Below are 16,610 nucleotides of genomic sequence, written 5' to 3' on the forward strand. Positions count from 1 at the left end.
CTCTCTCGCTCGACACGCTCAAGACTAGAACACGTTCTCGTTTTTGTCGACGCGGTCCGCCCCGCGCGCGCCGTGCAACCCCGCCCGACGACCGGAAAACACGCAGTCAGCCAGCGAAAGACCGCTCACGTACGACCTGGAACAGATTCCCACCGCGGTGCGCCCGGCAGCGTAAAGCCCGCGGACCCCGGCCACCGCGCCGGTGTCCTCGTCCACGACCAGGCCGCCCAGCGTCAGCATCGGGCACGGGTAGCCGAGATTGGGTTTCACCGACACGTCGATCAGCGAGTACGGCGGCGTGTCCAGCGGGCGCGCGAAGTCCGCCGGTTTGCCCGCCGGGTCCGGACCACGCTGGTACTCGGCATAGGTCGCCGCCAGCCCCGCCGGGTCGATTCCAGCGCGCGCGGCCACTTCTTCGATGGTCCCGCCGGTCACCCGGCCCTTGCCCAGCAGGTACCGCAGCTGCAGTGTCGCGAACCATTGGCCCTGTTTCCGTCCGTCCCTCCGGGCTTCGGCGACGATCGGCTCGTCGACCAGCAGCCAGCCGCGTCCGCCGTGCTCCTCGATCATGCGCTCGCCGATCGCCGCGCCGTACCGGGATTCGTCAATGATCCGCCGTCCGTCCGCGCCCACCAGCAGCCCACCGAGGAACGCCGACGGCGGCGTGAGAAACCGCCACGCCGACACGCGGTGCAACTCCGCCGTGCGGCCGCCGGCCTCCACGCCCATCCGGATGCCGGACCCGTCGTCGGCGGAGGTCCCGAGGTCGAGCCCGCCGCGATACGCGGGTGCGTGCTCGCGCACCATCGCCCGGTTCACGATGAAGCCGCCCGCCGCCAGCACGACGCCTCGCCGCGCGGAAAGGCGCAGTTCACGCGCGTGCTTGCGTTCGATCCGCTCGACCCGCTGATGCAGGGACCGGCGCATCGCGGGCACGTAAATGCCCGGCTTCGCCGCCCAATCCGCGAGCCGCGCGTGCCGCGCCCGCACCCAGGATGGCGCATCCCGCAAGGTGCGCGTGAGCACTCCGGTCACCGTGCCGGAGTCGTCGGTGATCAGATTCAGCGCCTGCGTCTGCGGCAGCATCCGCACCCCGCGCTCGCGGGCCGCCGCCAGCAACTGCTTCATCAGCAGCTTCCCGGACGTGCCCGGCCCCTTGACCCGGTGCCCGCGCGGCGCGGGCTTGGCGACATCGCGGAAGCCGCCGGAGAGTTCGCTGCCGGAGTAGTACAGGTAGTGCTTGTTGCTGGGATACGACGTCTTGTAGTCGCACATGCTTCCCTCGAACGGCACCCCCTGGCGCTCCAGCCACGCCACCATGTCGACGCTTTCCTCGCAGAACCGCCGCAAGGTCCGTTCCGACACGACGTCGCCGGTCTCCATCCGCAGGTACGCGTACATCGCGTCCACGCTGTCGTCGACGCCCGCGGCGCGTTGCTGCGGCGTCCCTCCCCCGGCGTAGACCACGCCGCCGCTCACGCGACTGGCCCCGCCGCCGGAAAAGCGGTCCACTAGGAGCACGCTGGCGCCCGCGTCGGCCGCTTCGATGGCCGCGCACACGCCGGCCGCGCCGGCTCCGATGATCACGACGTCCGCCCCGAGCTCGTCCATAGTCCGCCACCCTAGAACTGGAACACGTTCTCGTCTATGGTGACGGAAGTGGCCCCGAGCAGGCCAGCTTTAGCCGATAACACGTTGCATGTGAGGTGGCATGTCGGACGAGTACGACGTGGTGGTGGCCGGAAGCGGCGCCGCCGGGATGACCGCCGCGCTCGCCGCCGCCCATCGCGGGCTTTCCGTGGTGGTGCTGGAAAAGGCGGCCTGCTTCGGCGGCTCGACCGCCCGCTCCGGCGGGGGCGTCTGGCTGCCCGGCAACCACGCGCTGCGCGCCGCGGGCATCGAAGAACCACCCGAACGCGCGAGGCAGTACCTGGAGTCGATCGTCGGCGACGTCGTGCCGGAGCGCCTCCGCACGACCTTCCTCGACCACGGCCCCGAGGTGCTGGAATTCGTCACGCGGCACACGCCGCTGGAGTTCAAATGGGTGCCGGGCTACAGCGACTACCACCCGGAGGCGCCCGGCGGACGTCCCGGCGGCCGGTCGGTCGAGCCGAAGCCGCTCGACGGCAAGCTGCTCGGCGCCGACCTGGCCAAGCTCGAACCGCCGTACAGCGCGCCGCCGCTCGGCGTGCCGATCACCCAGTCGGACTATCGCTGGCTGAGCCTGATCGCCCGGCATCCGCGCGGAGTCGCCCGGATGCTGGCGCTCGGGATGAAATGGCTGATCGGCCGCGTCCGCGGACAGCAGCTGCTGTCGATGGGGCAAGCGCTTGCGGCCGGGCTCCGGAAGGGGCTGCGGGACGCGGGCGTCGAGGTGCTGCTCGACACGCCGCTGGTCGACCTGCGGGTGGAAAACGACGTCGTCACCGGCATCGTGGCCCGCCGCGACGGGGTCGAAACGCTGTTCCGCGCGCGGCGTGGCGTGGTGCTGGCCTGCGGCGGCTTCGAGCACAACGAGGAGATGCGCACCAAGTACCAGCGCGCCCCGATCGGCACCGAATGGACCGTCGGCGCGGCGGCGAACACCGGCGACGGCATCAACGCCGGGCTCAAGCTCGGCGCGGCGACCGACCTGATGGACGACGCCTGGTGGGGCCCGTCGTTCCCGCTCACCGGCGGTCCGTGGTTCGCGCTCGCCGAACGTTCGCGGCCCGGCTGCCTGATGGTCGACTCCCAGGGCACGCGGTTCGTGAACGAATCCGCGCCGTACGTCGAGGCAGTGCACGCGATGTACGGCGACGGCGACGGTCCGGGCAAGCACGTCCCCGCGTGGCTGGTGTTCGACCAGCGCTACCGCGACCGCTACCTGTTCACCGGCCTCGGCCCGCGGCAGCCGCTGCCCGGGCGCTGGTACCAGGCCGGGATCGTGGCGAAATCCGCGACGCTGGCCGGGCTCGCCGAGAAGATCGACGTGCCCGCCGACGCGCTGGAGCAGACCGTCACCCGGTTCAACGGCTTCGCGCGCAAGGGCGTCGACGAGGACTTCCAGCGCGGGCTCAGCGCCTACGACCACTACTACGGCGACCCGCGCAACCGCCCCAACCCGAGCCTCGGCGAACTGGCCAAGGCCCCGTACTACGCGGTCCGCGTGGTGCCCGGCGACCTGGGCACCAAGGGCGGGCTGCGGATTGACGAGAACGCCCGCGTCCTGCGCGAGGACGGCACGGTCGTGCCCGGCCTCTACGCGGCGGGCAACACCAGCGCGCCGGTGATGGGCCGGACCTACGCCGGGCCGGGCGCGACCATCGGCCCGGCGATGGTGTTCGGCTACCTTGCGGCACAGGCGCTGGCGAACGAAGATCAGACCGGCACGGGAGGCAGGCAGTGACGCCGAAGACCGATGGATCGCAGATCCGCACGATCGACGCCGGGGCGCCCCCGGCGCGGTACGCCCGCGGCTGGCACTGCCTCGGGCTCGCGGACAGTTTCCGCGACGGCAAGCCGCACGCGGTGCAGGCGTTCGGCACGAAGCTCGTCGTGTTCGCCGACACCGCCGGGAAGCTCAACGTGCTCGACGGGTACTGCCGGCACATGGGCGGCGACCTGACCCAGGGCTCGGTGAAGGGCGACGAGATCGCCTGCCCGTTCCACGACTGGCGGTGGGGCGGCGACGGCAAGTGCAAGTCGATCCCCTACGCCAAGCGGGTCCCGCTGCGGGCGCGCACCCGGTCGTGGCAGGTGCTGGAGGAGAACAAGCAGCTGTTCGTCTGGCACGACCCGGAGGGCAACCCGCCGCCGGAGCACGTGGTGATCCCGCGCGTCGAGGGCGCGTTCAGCGACGAGTGGAGCAACTGGACCTGGGACTCGATCCTGATCGAGAATGCCAACTGCCGCGAGATCATCGACAACGTGGTGGACATGGCGCACTTCTTCTACATCCACTACGCGTTCCCGACGTATTTCAAGAACGTGTTCGAAGGCCACATCGCCACCCAGTACCTCAACACCAAGGGCCGCCCGGACGTGGGCATGGCGTCCAATTACGGCGGCGAGGAAAACCTGCTCCGCTCGGAGGCGTCGTATTTCGGCCCGTCCTACATGATCAACTGGCTGGTGAACTCCTTCCAGGGCTTCGAAATCGAGAACGTGCTGATCAACTGCCACTATCCGGTTTCGCCCACGTCGTTCGTGCTGCAGTGGGGCATCATGGTCAAGAAGATGCCCGGCGTTTCCGACGAGCACGCGGACAAGATCGCGGCGAAGCTCGCCAAGGGCATCGGCGTCGGCTTCCTGCAGGACGTGGAGATCTGGAAGAACAAGACCAAGATCGACAATCCGCTGCTGTGCGAGGAGGACGGCCCGGTCTACCAGCTGCGCCGCTGGTACGAGCAGTTCTACGTGGACGCCGCGGACGTCACCGAGGACATGACGCGCCGGTTCGAGTTCGAAGTGGACACCACGAAGGCGAACGAGGTGTGGGCGGCCGAGGTGCGGGAGAACCTGGCGCGCCAGCGGGCGGAGGCCGAGGCGGCGGCTGTGCCCGCCACGTCGGAGGAGGCTGGGGTGTGACGGCCGAAGCCACCGAATTCCTCACGTCCGGGTTGCGGCCGCACGAGTGCCGCAGCTGCGGAACCGGTGTGCTGGTCAAGAAAAACAGCCTGAAGCACACCAGCATCCAGTGGACCACCGACGCCGCGACCAGCTGTCCGGTGTTCGCCGCGCACGCCGCTTCCGGCGGCAACACCGCGCTGCTGGACACCTGCGAGAAACTCGCGGACAGCATCGACAGCGCGGTGCGCGACGGCGATTTCGGGCAGGTGGGCGATGACTGACGTCGTCACGCTGACCGTCGCCGAGGTGATCGAGGAAACCGCGGACGCGAGGTCCATCGTGTTCACCGTGCCGGACGAACATATCGACCGGTTCGCCTACTCCCCCGGGCAATTCCTCACGCTGCGGATTCCCAGCGACCGGACGGGTTCCGTCGCGCGGTGCTATTCGCTTTCCAGCGCGCCGCACGAGGGCCGGGTGCAGGTCACGGTCAAGCGAACCGCCGACGGGTACGGCTCGAATTGGGTCTGCGACGAACTGAAGGCGGGCGCGACGATCGACGTGCTGCGGCCGTCCGGCGTGTTCTGCCCGTCCTCTTTGGACACCGATTTCCTGTTGTTCGCCGCGGGCAGCGGGATCACGCCGGTGATGTCGATTCTCAAGTCCGCGCTGGAAAAGGGCAGCGGCCAGGTGGTGCTGGTTTACGCCAACCGCGACGAGCAGTCGGTCATCTTCGCCGCGGAATTGCGGGAACTGGCCGAGCGGTTCGGCGACCGGCTCACCGTGGTGCACTGGCTGGAAACCTTGCAGGGTTTGCCCACTGTCGCCGCGCTGCGAGCGCTCGCCAAGCCGTACTCGGGACATGAAGCATTCCTCTGCGGCCCGGCCCCGTTCATGGCCGCCGCACAGGACGCGTTGCGCGAGCTAGGCGTGCCTCGGGAACGCGTGCACGTGGAAAAATTCCACTCGCTCACCGGAAATCCCTTCGCGGACGAACCCGAACCCGAGGAGGAGACCGGCGGCGAGACCACCGCGCTCACCGTCGACCTCGACGGCGAGACCCGGCAGCTCACCTGGCCGCGGCAGCGGAAGCTGCTCGACCACCTGCTCGCCGAAGGTCTCGACGCGCCGTATTCCTGCCGAGAGGGCCAGTGCAGCGCGTGCGCGTGCCGCATTGTCTCCGGCGAGGTGAAAATGCTGAACAACGAGGTGCTGGACGCCGAGGACATCGCCGACGGGATCGTGCTGGCCTGCCAGTCGGTACCGTTGACCGACGAGGTGTCCGTCAGCTACGAGTGAGTGGAGAGCCCGTGCCCATCGACCCCGCGGTCGCGATCGGAGCCGATCTCGGCGAGGTCGCTTTCGCTTGGACACCGTCCGACGTGCTGCTGTACCACCTCGCGGTCGGCGCGGGCGCGGATCCGGTGGCCGAACGCGAACTGCGCTACACCTACGAACGCGACCTGCGCGTGCTGCCGACCTTCGCCACCGTCGCGGCGAATCTCCGCACCTTCACCCCGCCCGCGCTGAAGTTCCCCGGCGTGGACATCGACCTGGCGAAAGTGCTGCACGGCAAGCAAGAGATCGAACTGCACCGGCCGATCCCGGTCGAGGGCAAGGGACTCGCGCGCACCCGGATCGCCGACGTCTTCGACAAGGGCAAGGCCGCGGTGCTGGTCCAGGAGACCGAGGTCGCCGACGAGTCCGGCGCTCCACTGTGGACAGCCCGGTCCAGCATCTTCGCCCGCGGCGAGGGCGGCTTCGGCGGCGAACGCGGGCCGTCGGACAAGATCGAGTGGCCGGAGACCGAACCGGACCTCGTGCTCGACGTGCCGACGCTGCCCCAGCAGGCGCTTTTGTACCGGCTGTGCGGCGACCGCAACCCGCTGCACGCCGACCCGGCGTTCGCCAAGGCCGCCGGGTTCGACCGGCCGATCCTGCACGGGCTGTGCACGTACGGCGTGGTGGCGAAGGCCGTGGTCGACGCGGTCCTCGACGGCGATCCCGAGCGCGTCTCGGCATTCGGGACGAAGTTCGCCGGGGTCGTGTTCCCCGGCGAAAACCTGCGCGTGCGGGTGTGGCGCGAAACCGGCCGGCTGCTGGTCACGACCACCGCCCCGGAGCGGGACGACGCGCCTGTGCTGGCCGACACAGTGCTCACGCCCCGCTGAGCATCGGGACCGTTATACGGTTGTCCCATGGCGGACGAGCGAGACGGCACCTTCTTCGTGGTGCGCGGGCCAGTCGAGCCGGGCGACAAGCGCGGCCGCGAGCTGGGCTTCCCCACCGCGAACATCGCGCTGCGCGACCAGCGCGGCGAACTCGGCGACGGAGTGTGGGCCGGCTGGGCGGAACGCGCGGACGGCACGCGCGTGGCCGCCGCGGTGTCCGTGGGCCGCCGCCCGACCTACTACGGAGCCGACGGCTACCGGCTGGTCGAGGCCTTCCTGCTCGACTTCGAGGGCGACCTGTACGGCGAGCGGCTCACCGTGTGGCTCGGCAAGCACCTGCGCAACCAGCAGGCTTACGGCTCGTCGCAGGAGCTGATCGACGCACTGGGCCGGGACGTCGCCGCCGCTCGCGAATGGGTTGCCGCGCACCCGGCGGACGCGCTGCCGAAGCTCGCCGAACTCCCGCCGGACGGCGAAGTCCAGCGGATCGGCTGATTCACACCGCCGCGAGCAGCATGACTCCCATGCCCGCGCCCATCGCGGCACGGCACAGCGTGCGCGAGGCGTGCCCCGGCATCATGGTGCCGCGCGACCGCACCGCCACCACGCCCGAGCGGACCGCGTCCACCGCGAAGTAAGCCGCCGCCACCAGCGCGACCACCGGCCACGCCAGCCGGGAGTCCATTGTGGACATCGTGAGCCACGGCCCGTGCGCCATCCCGCCGTGCGGCATCGCGGTGACCATGTACAGCATCGCCGCCGCGGACAGCGCGTGGTGTGCGCAGCTGTGCCCCTCGGCCCGGCCGCGCCAGGCGGACCAGGCGAACCAGCCCGCGGTCAGCACCAGCACCGCCTGCCAGCCCGCCGCCGGGATCGGGCCGCCGACCGGGGACAGCATCGCGACCATCGCCACGACCAGCAGCAGTTCGGCGAGATCGCCGTTGCGCACCCGGTGGCCGAGACTCACGTAGTCGAGTTTCACCAGGCGCAGCACGCACGGCAGCGCCAGCAACGCGAACAGTGCGGTGAACAGCCAGGCCAGCGGGACAGTCACCTCGGCACCTCACTCCTCGGACACGCTGCGTCACACGGGCCTTACCACCGTGACACGCCCGAGGCGGCGGACACCAGCCAGCAATGAGGTGATCCGCGTTGACCCACAAGGGCTATGCGCGCACCGGCAAGCCCAGGTCAAACCGCTACTCTTGGCCGATGCGCCCACTGAGATACTCCATCAACGTCACCCTGGACGGGTGCGTCGACCACCTCGCCGGCATCGCCCCGGACGAGGAGCTGCACCAGTACTCGACCGAGATCATCGCCCGCGCCGACGCGCTGCTCTTCGGCCGGGTGATCTACGCAATGATGGAAGAGGCGTGGCGGGCGTCCGACCAGCCGGTCGAACGGCCGGACTGGATGGAACCGTTCGCCCGCACGATCGACGCGGCGAAGAAGTACGTCGTGTCCAGCAAGCTCGAGAGCGTCGACTGGAACGCCGAACTCGTGCGCGGCGACCTGCGGGAAGCGGTGCTGCGGCTCAAAGAGCAGCCCGGCAAGGGGCTGTACACCGGCGGCGTGCGGCTGCCGCTCGCGCTGGCTTCGATGGGGCTGATCGACGAGTACGAGTTCGTGGTGCACCCGCGGATCGTGGGACACGGGCCGACGTTGTTCGCCGGGCTGCCGGAACACCTCGACCTCACGCTCGTGGGCAGGCGGGAGTTCGCCTCCGGCGCCGTGGCGATGCGCTACGTGCCGAAGACCGCTCAGCGGGCCTGAGTCAACACCAGACCACTCGTCGGGACGCCGGTTCCCGCGGTCACCACTGCGGTGCCGGCGTTCGCGACCTGGTTCGCCGCCGTGCCGCGCAGCTGCCGCACCGCCTCCGCGATGCCGTTCATGCCGTGGATGTAGGCCTCGCCGAGCTGGCCGCCGTGCGGGTTGAGCGGCAGCTTCCCGTCGAGGGTCAGCGTGTCGCCCGCGATGAAGTCCTTCGCCTCGCCGCGGCCGCAGAAACCCAGTTCCTCCAGCTGCATCAGCACGTACGGGGTGAAGTGGTCGTACAGCACCGCGACGTCCACATCGGACGGTCCGATCCCGGACTGCGCCCACAGCTGCCGCCCGACCACGCCCATTTCCGGGAGCGCGGCGAGTTCGTCGCGGTAGTAGCTGGTCATCACGTACTGGTCCGGTCCGCTGCCCTGTGCCGCCGCCGAGACCACCACCGGGGCTTGCCGGAGGTCGCGCGCGCGTTCGAGGCTGGTGACCACGAGCGCGACGCCGCCGTCGCTTTCCTGGCAGCAATCGAGCAGGTGCAACGGTTCCGCGACCCAGCGGGAAGCCTGGTGCTCCTCCAGCGTGATCGGCCTGCCGTGGAACCAGGCGTTCGGATTGGTCGCCGCGTGCGCCCGGTCGACGACCGCGATCTTGCCGAAATCCTCGCTGGTCGCCCCGTATTCGTGCAGGTACCGCTGCGCGACCATGGCCACCGTCGCGGCCGGGGTCGCGATGCCCATCGGATAGTGGAACCCGTTGTCCACTCCGGACGTGTTCACCTGCTGGGCCGCGGCCGCCGACACCCGGCCGAACCGCATCCCGGAACGCTCGTTGAACGCCCGGTACGCCACCACGACGTCGGCGATCCCGCTCGCGACCGCCATCGCCGCCTGCTGCACGGTCGCCGCCGCCGCCCCGCCGCCGTAGTGCACGCGGCTGAAGAACGTCAGCTCCGGGATGCCCAGTTCGCGAGCGAGCGCGATCTCCGCGTTGCCGTCCATGGTGAACGACACCAGTCCGTCCACATCAGACGGCTTCAGCCCGGCGTCGGCCAGCGCGTGGCTCACGCATTCGGCCGCCAGCCGCAGTTCGCTGCGCCCGGAATCCTTGGAGAACTCCGTCGCGCCGATCCCGGCGATGGCGGTGGTCCCGGTGAACGTCATGCGTCCTCCTCCGGCAGCGTCAGCGAAACCGTGCCGGTCACGTGTGCCCCTAGACTGTCCACTGCGGACACTTCCAGTTCGACCTCGTTGCCGGCGCGGGCGGTGACCCGGCCGGAGAAGGTGAGCGTGTCCCCGGCGTAGCACGGCACGCCGAGCCGGATCTTGATCGAGCGGATGAGTGCCTGCGGACCGGCCCACTCGCTCACGTACCGCTGCACGAGCCCAGTGTCAGTAAGGATGTTGAGGAAGATGTCCTTCGAACCGCGCGCGACAGCGGCGTCCCGGTCGTGGTGCACGTCCTGGAAATCCCGCGTCGCCAGCGCAGTGCTGATGACGAACGTCGGCGTCGCCTCGAGCACCATCGGCGGCAGTTCGGTCCCGACTGCGGCAGTCATCGCGCCACCTTCCACGCGGGCAGGGTCAATTCGTCGTCGACGCGCACGAACGCGGCGGTCACCGGAAGTCCGATGTGGACCTCGTCCGGTTCGGCGTCGAGCAGTTCGGCCATCACCCGCACGCCTTCCTCCAGCTCCACCAGCGCGACCACGAACGGCAGCCGCTTGCCCGGCACCGCCGGATGGTGGTGCACGACGAAGCTGTAGACGGTTCCGCGTCCACTTGCGACAACGTAGTCCGGAACCGGGTCTAGCGAACCGTCCGGCGGCAGCGGGCCGGGCGGATGCCGCAGCACGTCGCCCCAGCGCTGGATGCGCAGTTCGCCCTCGCGCAGGCCGTCCCAGAAGAACTTGGTGTCGTGGCTGATCACCGGCCGCAGCACCGGCGACGGCGGCGGTTCCGGCTCGCGCGGGCGGAACTTCAGCACGCGGAACACCATGTCCGCCACCAGTTCCCCGTCGACGTACCAGTTCGTCCGGGTGGTCACGAACCAGCCCTCGCCGAGCGCGGTGCGCTTCGGTCCGGTGACGTCCTCCAGGGTGTTCGTGGTCGAAACGTGCTCGCCCGGCCGCAGGTAGCGGTGGTAGGTCTGTTCGGAGTTGGTGGCCACGATGGACGTGAACCCGGCGTCGTCCAGCACCTTCAGGATCAGGCCGAGCGGATCGTCGTCCCCGCGCACGCCGTGCAGCCCCGGCATCGTCCACACCTGCGCCATCGCCGGCGGCGCGACGAGTCCCTTGTGGACACTTGTCTCGGCGAATTCCGCGTCGGTGTACACCGGATTGGCGTCGCCGATCGCCTCGACCCAGTTGTTCACCATCGCCTGGTTCACCGGATCGCGCGCGAACCTCGGCGCGCTTTCGCCCTGTGCGGCGATTTTCGCGGCGGCTTCCTCGATCGTCATCGCGGCACCCTCGGCAGTTTCAGTCCGGCGGAGGCGATCAGTTCGCGCTGGATCTCGCTGACGCCCCCGCCGAACGTCAGCACCAGGTTCCGTTTCGCCAGCACGTCGAGCCATTCGGCGAGTTCCGCGGTGTCCGGGTCGGCGAGGTCGCCGTGCCGCCCGACCAGCTCCTCCAGCAGCCGCCCGATCCGCTGGATCCGCTCGGAGGCGAACACCTTCGTCGCCGACGCGTCGGCGATCTCGACCGCCCCGTGCTCCGCCGCCGCGGCGACCTGCCAGTTCAGCAGCTCGTTGACTCGCGCGACCGCGAACGTTTCGGCCAGCACCGCGCGCACGTCCGGAAGGTCGAGCAGCGCCGTGCCGTCCGGGGTCCGGCGCGCCGCCGCCCACGCCCACACGCGGTCGTGCAGGCCGCCGATGCGCCCGGCCGGGCCGAGCATCACGCGCTCGTGGTTGAGCTGCGTCGTGATCAGCCGCCAGCCGCGGTTTTCCTCGCCCACCAGCATGTTCGCCGGCACCCGGACGTCGGAATAGAAGGTCGCGTTGACGTGGTGCGCGCCGTCGCAGGTGATGATCGGCGTCCACGAATACCCGGGATCGCGGGTGTCCACGATGAGGATCGAGATGCCCTTGTGCTTCGGCGCGTCCGGCTCGGTGCGCACGGCGAGCCAGACGTAGTCCGCGTCGTGGCCGCCGGTAGTGAAGATTTTCTGGCCGTTGACCACGTACTCGTCGCCGTCGCGCACCGCGCGCGTGCGCAGCGAGGCGAGGTCGGTCCCGGCTTCCGGCTCGGTGTACCCGATGGCGAAATGCACTTCCCCGGCCAGAATCTTCGGCAGGAAAAGGGCTTTCTGTTCCTCGGTGCCGAACGCCTGCAGCGTCGGGCCGACCGTCTGCAACGTCACCGACGGCAGCTGGACGTCCGCCCGAGCGGCCTCGTCGACGAAGATGTGCTGTTCGATCTCGCCGAAACCGCCGCCGCCGTACTCCTTGGGCCAGCCGACGCCGAGCTTCCCGTCGCGACCCATCCGGCGCACGACATCGCGGTACACCTGCCCGTGCCGCTCCCGAAGCAACGCTCGGCGCTCGTCGGCGGTCAGCAGGCCCGCGAAATACTCGCGCAGCTGCGCCCGCAGTTCCTGTTGCGCGGCCGTCAGTTCGATGTGCATGCTCATCCCGCCACTCGTTCGCCCAGCCGGCCGAGCCGGTGCGCCGCTCCCCCGACCGCGCGGCCGAGGTCCTTCACCGCCGAGGAATACCGGTGCAGCGGATACGTGCGGTCGACTCCGACGCCGCCGTGCAGGTGGTGGCAGACAGCCAGCGCGGACGGCGCTTCCTCGGTCAGCCAGTACGCCGCGATGTCCAGCTCGGTGTCCGCGTCCAATCCGGACGCCAGCCGCCACACCGCTGACACCGCGGCCAGATGCACGGTGCGGGAAGCGACGTAAACGTCCGCGATTTGCTGTGCCACGGCTTGGAAAGTCGCGAGTGGACGACCAAACTGCGTGCGCTCGCCGACGTGCTGGGCCGTCAACGCCAACGCCCCGGCGAGCAGTCCGTCGCCAAGCGCGAGCGCGCCAGCCAACGCGTAGCGGTGCAACGTCTGCAGCGCATGCCCTGCCGTGCGGTCCCGGAGGAAGTCCGCCTCGCTGATCCGCGCGCCGTCGAACCGCACGGTGTACTCGGGCGACCCGGACGCGTTGTACGCGGGCCGCACCTCGACCCCGTCCGCGCGCGGATCAACCAGCGCGACACCGGTGCCGCCCGGCAACGCGATCGGCGTGAGAATCCTTGCCGCCTCCGCCGCGTACGGCACGTGCGTCTTGACGCCAGTCACCTCCCACGCGCCGTCTGCCGCCACACCGCTGGTCGCCGGGAGGGCGGTCAGCGGGGCGGACGGCTCGTGCAAGGCAGCAGTGAGAATGGTCTCCCCCGCCGCTGCGGGCGGAAGGAACTCAGCGCGCTGCGCCGGGGTGCCGAGCGCCTCGATCGGCAGGATCCCGAGCGCCAGAACGGCGTACGCGGGCACGGCCGCCGCGGCCCGTCCCACCTCGGTGAGTACCGGGGCGACATGGTCCACGCCGAGCCCGTCACCCCCGAGGTCGGCGGGAAGGGGCAGCGCGAGCAGGCCCGCGTCGGCCAGCGCTCGCCACTGGTCCGCGGGTTCGTCGGCCTTCCCGAGCACTTGCGCGGCGAGCGAGGCGATCTCGCCCTGCGTATCGTCGGGGGTGAAGTCCACTCCGGTCTCCCTCCACCTAGGTGGAACACGTTCTATTTTTAGCCGGAATGGGCTGACTCGGCAACCCCCGGGACCCAGGGCCGGGCGGTGGATCGACCGGTGGAGCGGAGAGGGGCGGCACGCCGACATGGGTGCGGAACAGGTTCTCAAATCAGCGCTGGGCGACGTCGGCTGGCAAGCGACCCGGAAGCTCGCGACCATCCCGCCGACCGCGGGCGTCCCCGACCCGGAGCCGCTGTCCCTCCCCGGCCGCGGCCAAACCGTCGTGGTCGACGTCGGCCCTCGGCACGCGCCCGCGGTGATTCTGCTGCACTCGGTCGCCTGCACCGGGCTGCTCACCTGGTATCCCGTGCTGAAGCGGCTGTCGGCGAACCACCGCGTAGTGGTGTTCGACCAGCGCTGGCACGGCCAGGGCATCCGCTCGCAAGAGTTCAGCCTCGAAGACTGCGCGGACGACGTGGTCGCGGTCGCGGACGCGCTCGGCATCGGCGAATTCCTGGTCGCGGGCTACTCGATGGGCGGCATGGTCGGCCAGCTGGCGGCGCACCGCTTCCCGGACCGCGTCACCGGCCTGGTCCTGTGCTCGACGGCGAGCAACTTCCGCCGCGGCGTCCGGCAGCGCGTGGCGCTCGACCTCTTCGGCCGCACCCTGCACCTGCTGCGCGACCAGGCCCGCATCGGCCTGGTCCCCGGCGAACCGCGCCGCGAACGCCTCGCCCGCTTAGAGGACCACCGGTGGGCGCTGGAGGAATTCCGCTCGACGAGCCCATGGGCGATCGCGGTCGCACTCGACGAGATCGGCCGCTTCGATTCGACGCCGTGGCTGCACACCCTCACCCTGCCGACAGCGGTCGTGGTGACTTCGCGGGACGGTTTCATCGCCCCGGCTCATCAGCGCAGCCTGGCACGGCGAATCGCCGACGCCGCGACGTACGAGATCCCGGCCGGGCACACCGCGTGCGTCTTCGCGGCGGACCAGTTCACGGCCGCGCTGATGGCGGCTTGCACTTCGGTACAGGCGGCGATCGGCGGACAGGAGAGGGCGGCGGAGATCGCGGACTCGGCCTAGCCAGGCCGTCGTCGCTCCTCTGCCTGGACAAGGATTTCGGACCCGAACTGATCCACCTCACATGGCTCGGCCGGGCCGCGGCGGCCAGCCACCTCTACCCCTAGGCGCTCGTATCCGCCGAGGCGCTGCACGACGAGCCGGACGCGTTGGCACAGCTCGCCGATAAAGTGTCCACATTGGACTCCCGACGAACGCTGCGCGGCGGGCCGGACACCGTCGTGCTCGCCGCCGGGACCGGACCCCCACCCGGCGAAGAAACGGCATCGCCAACACGGAGGGTGACCAAAGATGCGAAATCTGCCACACTAGACCTCCGGAAAAAAGGGGGGCCTGATGTCTGAAACGTCTGAAAGCACTGGCGGCACGCCGTCCGGCGGCGACCCCAAGCACGTCAAGGAGTGGCTTGGCGTGGCGACCGCGGTGCTCGCCCTGCTGGCCTGGTTCGGGATCCACAACTGGGACGAGCTGAAAGCCTGGCTCGATCGCCATTCCGTGCATCCGCAGACGACCGCGCAGTCCGCCTCTCCGTCACCCAGCCCCACCACCATCCCGCACGCACCGAGGATCACCCGGATACCGCTGCACCCGGCGACGACCAAGGCCGCCCCGGACCCCGGATGCGGGCTGGCCGCCGGGGTGATCCGCTCGATCACCGCGAACCTGGCCGGGACGTCCGACGCCAGCGCGATGGCCGCGGAGTTCCGCGGCTACGGCGCCGAATTCGACAATGCCGCCGACGAAGCCGACACCAGCCGGGTGCGCGTCAGTATCCGGAACGCCGCCAGCGACGCCCGGGTGATCGCGACCGACATCGACAACCGGGACCTCGAAGCCGCGAAAGCCATGAACCGGAAACTGGTCTCCGACCTCGAAGAGCTGCGGCAGGCCTGTTCCTGACCCCGGATCAGACCGGCGCGGCCTTGCTCAATTCGTCCATCGCCTCCGGCAACGCGTCCGCCAGCGGCCACAAATCCTTCACCAATTCCTTGGCCCCCAGCAACCCGACCCCGACCTTGCCGTCGTTCGACAGCACTGTGATGTTGAGCCCCGCCCCGTGGAACACCGGCCCCAGCGGGTACAGCCCGGTGATCCGCGCGCCCAGCAGGTACAGCGGCATCGGCGGGCCGGGAACGTTGGAGATGATCAGGTTGTGCACCACCGGATGGCGTTCGGCCAGCCGCAGCGCCGAGTACGCGCGCACGCCGAGTCCGAAGACCGTCGCCGGGGAGAATTGAGCCCAGTCGGCGAGCATGTCGGCGTCGATGTCGTAATGGTGGTCCTTGGACCGCCGATTCGCTTCGGCCAGAAAGAACACGCGCGCCGCCGGGTCCGACAGATGCGTTGGCAGCGAAGCGAAAAAAGCGGACACGCGATTGCTGCCGCGATCGCGTTCCGTGCGTTCGTGCACGGACACCGGAACGGTCGCGACCAGCGGATCGCCCGGCAGCTCGCCACGGCCGAGCAGGAATTGCCGCAGCGCACCGGAGACCAGCGCCAGCACCACGTCGTTCACGGTGACGCCGAAAGCGTTCTTCACCTGCTTCACCGCGTCGAGGTCCAGCTGCGCGAACGCGACCGAACGGTGTCCGGTGATGGTGCCGTTCAGCGACGTCCGCGGTGCGGTGAAGGGCACCGGCATCCCCTTGCCGCGCAACGCCTTGCCGAGCCACCGCGGGACCAGTTCGAGCAGCTCCGGCAGCAACCGGGCGACCTCGAACGGCCGGTGCAGCAGCGAATCGGCGCTCTCGCGCAGCAGCCGCAGCCGGGTCGGGAGACCGTCGTTGTGGCGTTCCTCGGCGGGCAGCTCCGGCAGCGGCGCGTCGGGCTCGAGCCCGGCCAGGTAGCCGATCAGGCTCGCCCCGCCGACGCCGTCGACGCTCGCGTGGTGCATCTTCAGCAGCACCGCCAGCCGTCCGTCGGACAGGCCCTCGATCACGTAGCACTGCCACAGCGGATGCGCCCGGTCGAGCCGCTGCCCGGCGATGTGCGCGCACAGCTCGGCGAGTTCGCGGTCGTCGCCCGGCGCGGGCAGGCCGATCCGGTGCACGTGGTTGTCGAGGTCGAAATCCTCGTCCTCGACCCACACCGGATGGTTGAGGTTCCAGAGTGGATTGTGGAGTTTGCGGCGGAACGCCGGGATCACCGCGACGCGTTCGGCGAGGCGGCGCTTGAACTCCGCGAACGCGTAGCCGCCGGGCATGGTCGAGCCGTCGAGGGTGAGCAGGCCGCAGACGTGCAGGACCTGCGAGGGCGTCTCCAGGTAGAGGAAGCTCGCGTCCAGCCCGCTCAGTCGCTGCATGTGTTCCAGCGTAAGGCAGAACCCTGGCGGCGGCGCTCGGCGGAG

General features: G+C 69.9%; 17 protein-coding genes. 9 read left to right on the forward strand and 8 right to left on the reverse strand.

The annotated features are described in order from the left end of the window. Positions 1 to 24 precede the first annotated feature (24 nt). Positions 25 to 1,611 carry an FAD-binding protein gene (locus F9C11_RS37090; protein ID WP_409182003.1) on the reverse strand — a complete coding sequence of 529 codons (1,587 nt, stop codon included), beginning with the start codon at positions 1,609 to 1,611 and terminating at the stop codon, positions 25 to 27. 100 nt (positions 1,612 to 1,711) lie between these two features. Here F9C11_RS37090 and kstD point away from each other — a divergent pair, with 100 nt between their 5' ends. Genes kstD through F9C11_RS37120 form a run of 6 tightly spaced genes read left to right on the forward strand, consistent with a single transcriptional unit; the run spans position 1,712 to position 7,217 of the window. Then, positions 1,712 to 3,388: a 3-oxosteroid 1-dehydrogenase gene (gene kstD / locus F9C11_RS37095; protein WP_409182004.1), complete on the forward strand. Its 1,677-nt coding sequence runs from the start codon at positions 1,712 to 1,714 to the stop codon at positions 3,386 to 3,388. Further along, on the forward strand, positions 3,385 to 4,569 hold the full coding sequence (locus tag F9C11_RS37100; RefSeq protein WP_409182005.1) for a Rieske 2Fe-2S domain-containing protein: 1,185 nt from the start codon (positions 3,385 to 3,387) through the stop codon (positions 4,567 to 4,569). Before kstD ends, F9C11_RS37100 begins: the two co-directional genes overlap by 4 nt. After that, a complete protein-coding gene (locus F9C11_RS37105; RefSeq protein WP_409182006.1) occupies positions 4,566 to 4,832 on the forward strand; it encodes a hypothetical protein in 267 nt (88 codons plus the stop codon). The genes F9C11_RS37100 and F9C11_RS37105 overlap by 4 nt, the downstream gene beginning before the upstream one ends. Next, positions 4,825 to 5,850, forward strand: coding sequence for a 2Fe-2S iron-sulfur cluster-binding protein (locus F9C11_RS37110; protein ID WP_409182007.1), 1,026 nt, complete (start codon positions 4,825 to 4,827; stop codon positions 5,848 to 5,850). Before F9C11_RS37105 ends, F9C11_RS37110 begins: the two co-directional genes overlap by 8 nt. Positions 5,851 to 5,861: 11 nt before the next feature. Next, positions 5,862 to 6,722 carry a MaoC/PaaZ C-terminal domain-containing protein gene (locus F9C11_RS37115; protein ID WP_409182008.1) on the forward strand — a complete coding sequence of 287 codons (861 nt, stop codon included), beginning with the start codon at positions 5,862 to 5,864 and terminating at the stop codon, positions 6,720 to 6,722. A gap of 27 nt (positions 6,723 to 6,749) precedes the next feature. Further along, the gene (locus tag F9C11_RS37120) at positions 6,750 to 7,217 is read left to right on the forward strand and encodes a riboflavin kinase (RefSeq protein WP_409182009.1); all 468 of its coding nucleotides are present in this window, start codon (positions 6,750 to 6,752) and stop codon (positions 7,215 to 7,217) included. Between the two features lies 1 nt (position 7,218). Here F9C11_RS37120 and F9C11_RS37125 read toward each other — a convergent pair whose 3' ends face one another. Beyond that, a complete protein-coding gene (locus tag F9C11_RS37125) occupies positions 7,219 to 7,776 on the reverse strand; it encodes a DUF5134 domain-containing protein (protein WP_409182010.1) in 558 nt (185 codons plus the stop codon). A gap of 158 nt (positions 7,777 to 7,934) precedes the next feature. On the opposite strand from F9C11_RS37125, the gene F9C11_RS37130 reads away from it, so the two are divergent. Then, entirely contained in the window at positions 7,935 to 8,498 is a 564-nt protein-coding gene (locus tag F9C11_RS37130) for a dihydrofolate reductase family protein (RefSeq protein WP_409182011.1), read from the forward strand. On the opposite strand, the gene F9C11_RS37135 is transcribed toward F9C11_RS37130, so the two are convergent. Genes F9C11_RS37135 through F9C11_RS37155 form a run of 5 tightly spaced genes read right to left on the reverse strand, consistent with a single transcriptional unit; the run spans position 8,486 to position 13,197 of the window. Beyond that, positions 8,486 to 9,658, reverse strand: coding sequence for a lipid-transfer protein (locus tag F9C11_RS37135; protein WP_409182012.1), 1,173 nt, complete (start codon positions 9,656 to 9,658; stop codon positions 8,486 to 8,488). The genes F9C11_RS37130 and F9C11_RS37135 overlap by 13 nt on opposite strands. Next, positions 9,655 to 10,053, reverse strand: coding sequence for a MaoC family dehydratase (locus tag F9C11_RS37140; RefSeq protein WP_409182013.1), 399 nt, complete (start codon positions 10,051 to 10,053; stop codon positions 9,655 to 9,657). The genes F9C11_RS37135 and F9C11_RS37140 overlap by 4 nt, the downstream gene beginning before the upstream one ends. Then, on the reverse strand, positions 10,050 to 10,958 hold the full coding sequence (locus F9C11_RS37145; protein ID WP_409182014.1) for a bifunctional MaoC family dehydratase N-terminal/OB-fold nucleic acid binding domain-containing protein: 909 nt from the start codon (positions 10,956 to 10,958) through the stop codon (positions 10,050 to 10,052). Before F9C11_RS37145 ends, F9C11_RS37140 begins: the two co-directional genes overlap by 4 nt. After that, complete coding sequence (locus F9C11_RS37150; RefSeq protein WP_409187059.1) at positions 10,955 to 12,127, reverse strand: acyl-CoA dehydrogenase family protein; 1,173 nt, start codon at positions 12,125 to 12,127, stop codon at positions 10,955 to 10,957. Before F9C11_RS37150 ends, F9C11_RS37145 begins: the two co-directional genes overlap by 4 nt. Positions 12,128 to 12,129: 2 nt before the next feature. Then, the gene (locus F9C11_RS37155) at positions 12,130 to 13,197 is read right to left on the reverse strand and encodes an acyl-CoA dehydrogenase family protein (protein ID WP_409182015.1); all 1,068 of its coding nucleotides are present in this window, start codon (positions 13,195 to 13,197) and stop codon (positions 12,130 to 12,132) included. A 127-nt stretch (positions 13,198 to 13,324) separates the two neighbouring features. Between F9C11_RS37155 and F9C11_RS37160 the strand changes: the two genes are divergently transcribed. Together F9C11_RS37160 and F9C11_RS37165 are read left to right on the forward strand one after the other, a co-directional pair. Beyond that, positions 13,325 to 14,266 (forward strand): alpha/beta fold hydrolase, encoded by a 942-nt coding sequence (locus F9C11_RS37160; RefSeq protein ID WP_409182016.1) that lies wholly within the window; start codon positions 13,325 to 13,327, stop codon positions 14,264 to 14,266. Between the two features lie 333 nt (positions 14,267 to 14,599). Beyond that, positions 14,600 to 15,163: a hypothetical protein gene (locus F9C11_RS37165; protein WP_409182017.1), complete on the forward strand. Its 564-nt coding sequence runs from the start codon at positions 14,600 to 14,602 to the stop codon at positions 15,161 to 15,163. A gap of 7 nt (positions 15,164 to 15,170) precedes the next feature. Here the strand turns inward: F9C11_RS37165 and F9C11_RS37170 are convergent, their stop codons facing one another. Then, the gene (locus F9C11_RS37170; protein ID WP_409182018.1) at positions 15,171 to 16,565 is read right to left on the reverse strand and encodes a WS/DGAT/MGAT family O-acyltransferase; all 1,395 of its coding nucleotides are present in this window, start codon (positions 16,563 to 16,565) and stop codon (positions 15,171 to 15,173) included. Between the last annotated feature and the right edge of the window lie 45 nt (positions 16,566 to 16,610).

Source organism: Amycolatopsis sp. VS8301801F10, assembly GCF_046195355.1.
Lineage (GTDB): Bacteria > Actinomycetota > Actinomycetes > Mycobacteriales > Pseudonocardiaceae > Amycolatopsis.

Coding starts and splice junctions, on each gene's coding strand:
- F9C11_RS37170 (WP_409182018.1), bottom strand. CDS start 16,565: ATGCAGCGACTGAGCGGGCTGGACGCGAGCTTCCTCTACCTGGAGACG.
- F9C11_RS37140 (WP_409182013.1), bottom strand. CDS start 10,053: ATGACTGCCGCAGTCGGGACCGAACTGCCGCCGATGGTGCTCGAGGCG.
- kstD (WP_409182004.1), top strand. CDS start 1,712: ATGTCGGACGAGTACGACGTGGTGGTGGCCGGAAGCGGCGCCGCCGGG.
- F9C11_RS37135 (WP_409182012.1), bottom strand. CDS start 9,658: ATGACGTTCACCGGGACCACCGCCATCGCCGGGATCGGCGCGACGGAG.
- F9C11_RS37110 (WP_409182007.1), top strand. CDS start 4,825: ATGACTGACGTCGTCACGCTGACCGTCGCCGAGGTGATCGAGGAAACC.
- F9C11_RS37160 (WP_409182016.1), top strand. CDS start 13,325: ATGGGTGCGGAACAGGTTCTCAAATCAGCGCTGGGCGACGTCGGCTGG.
- F9C11_RS37090 (WP_409182003.1), bottom strand. CDS start 1,611: ATGGACGAGCTCGGGGCGGACGTCGTGATCATCGGAGCCGGCGCGGCC.
- F9C11_RS37165 (WP_409182017.1), top strand. CDS start 14,600: ATGTCTGAAACGTCTGAAAGCACTGGCGGCACGCCGTCCGGCGGCGAC.
- F9C11_RS37145 (WP_409182014.1), bottom strand. CDS start 10,958: ATGACGATCGAGGAAGCCGCCGCGAAAATCGCCGCACAGGGCGAAAGC.
- F9C11_RS37150 (WP_409187059.1), bottom strand. CDS start 12,127: ATGCACATCGAACTGACGGCCGCGCAACAGGAACTGCGGGCGCAGCTG.
- F9C11_RS37120 (WP_409182009.1), top strand. CDS start 6,750: ATGGCGGACGAGCGAGACGGCACCTTCTTCGTGGTGCGCGGGCCAGTC.
- F9C11_RS37130 (WP_409182011.1), top strand. CDS start 7,935: ATGCGCCCACTGAGATACTCCATCAACGTCACCCTGGACGGGTGCGTC.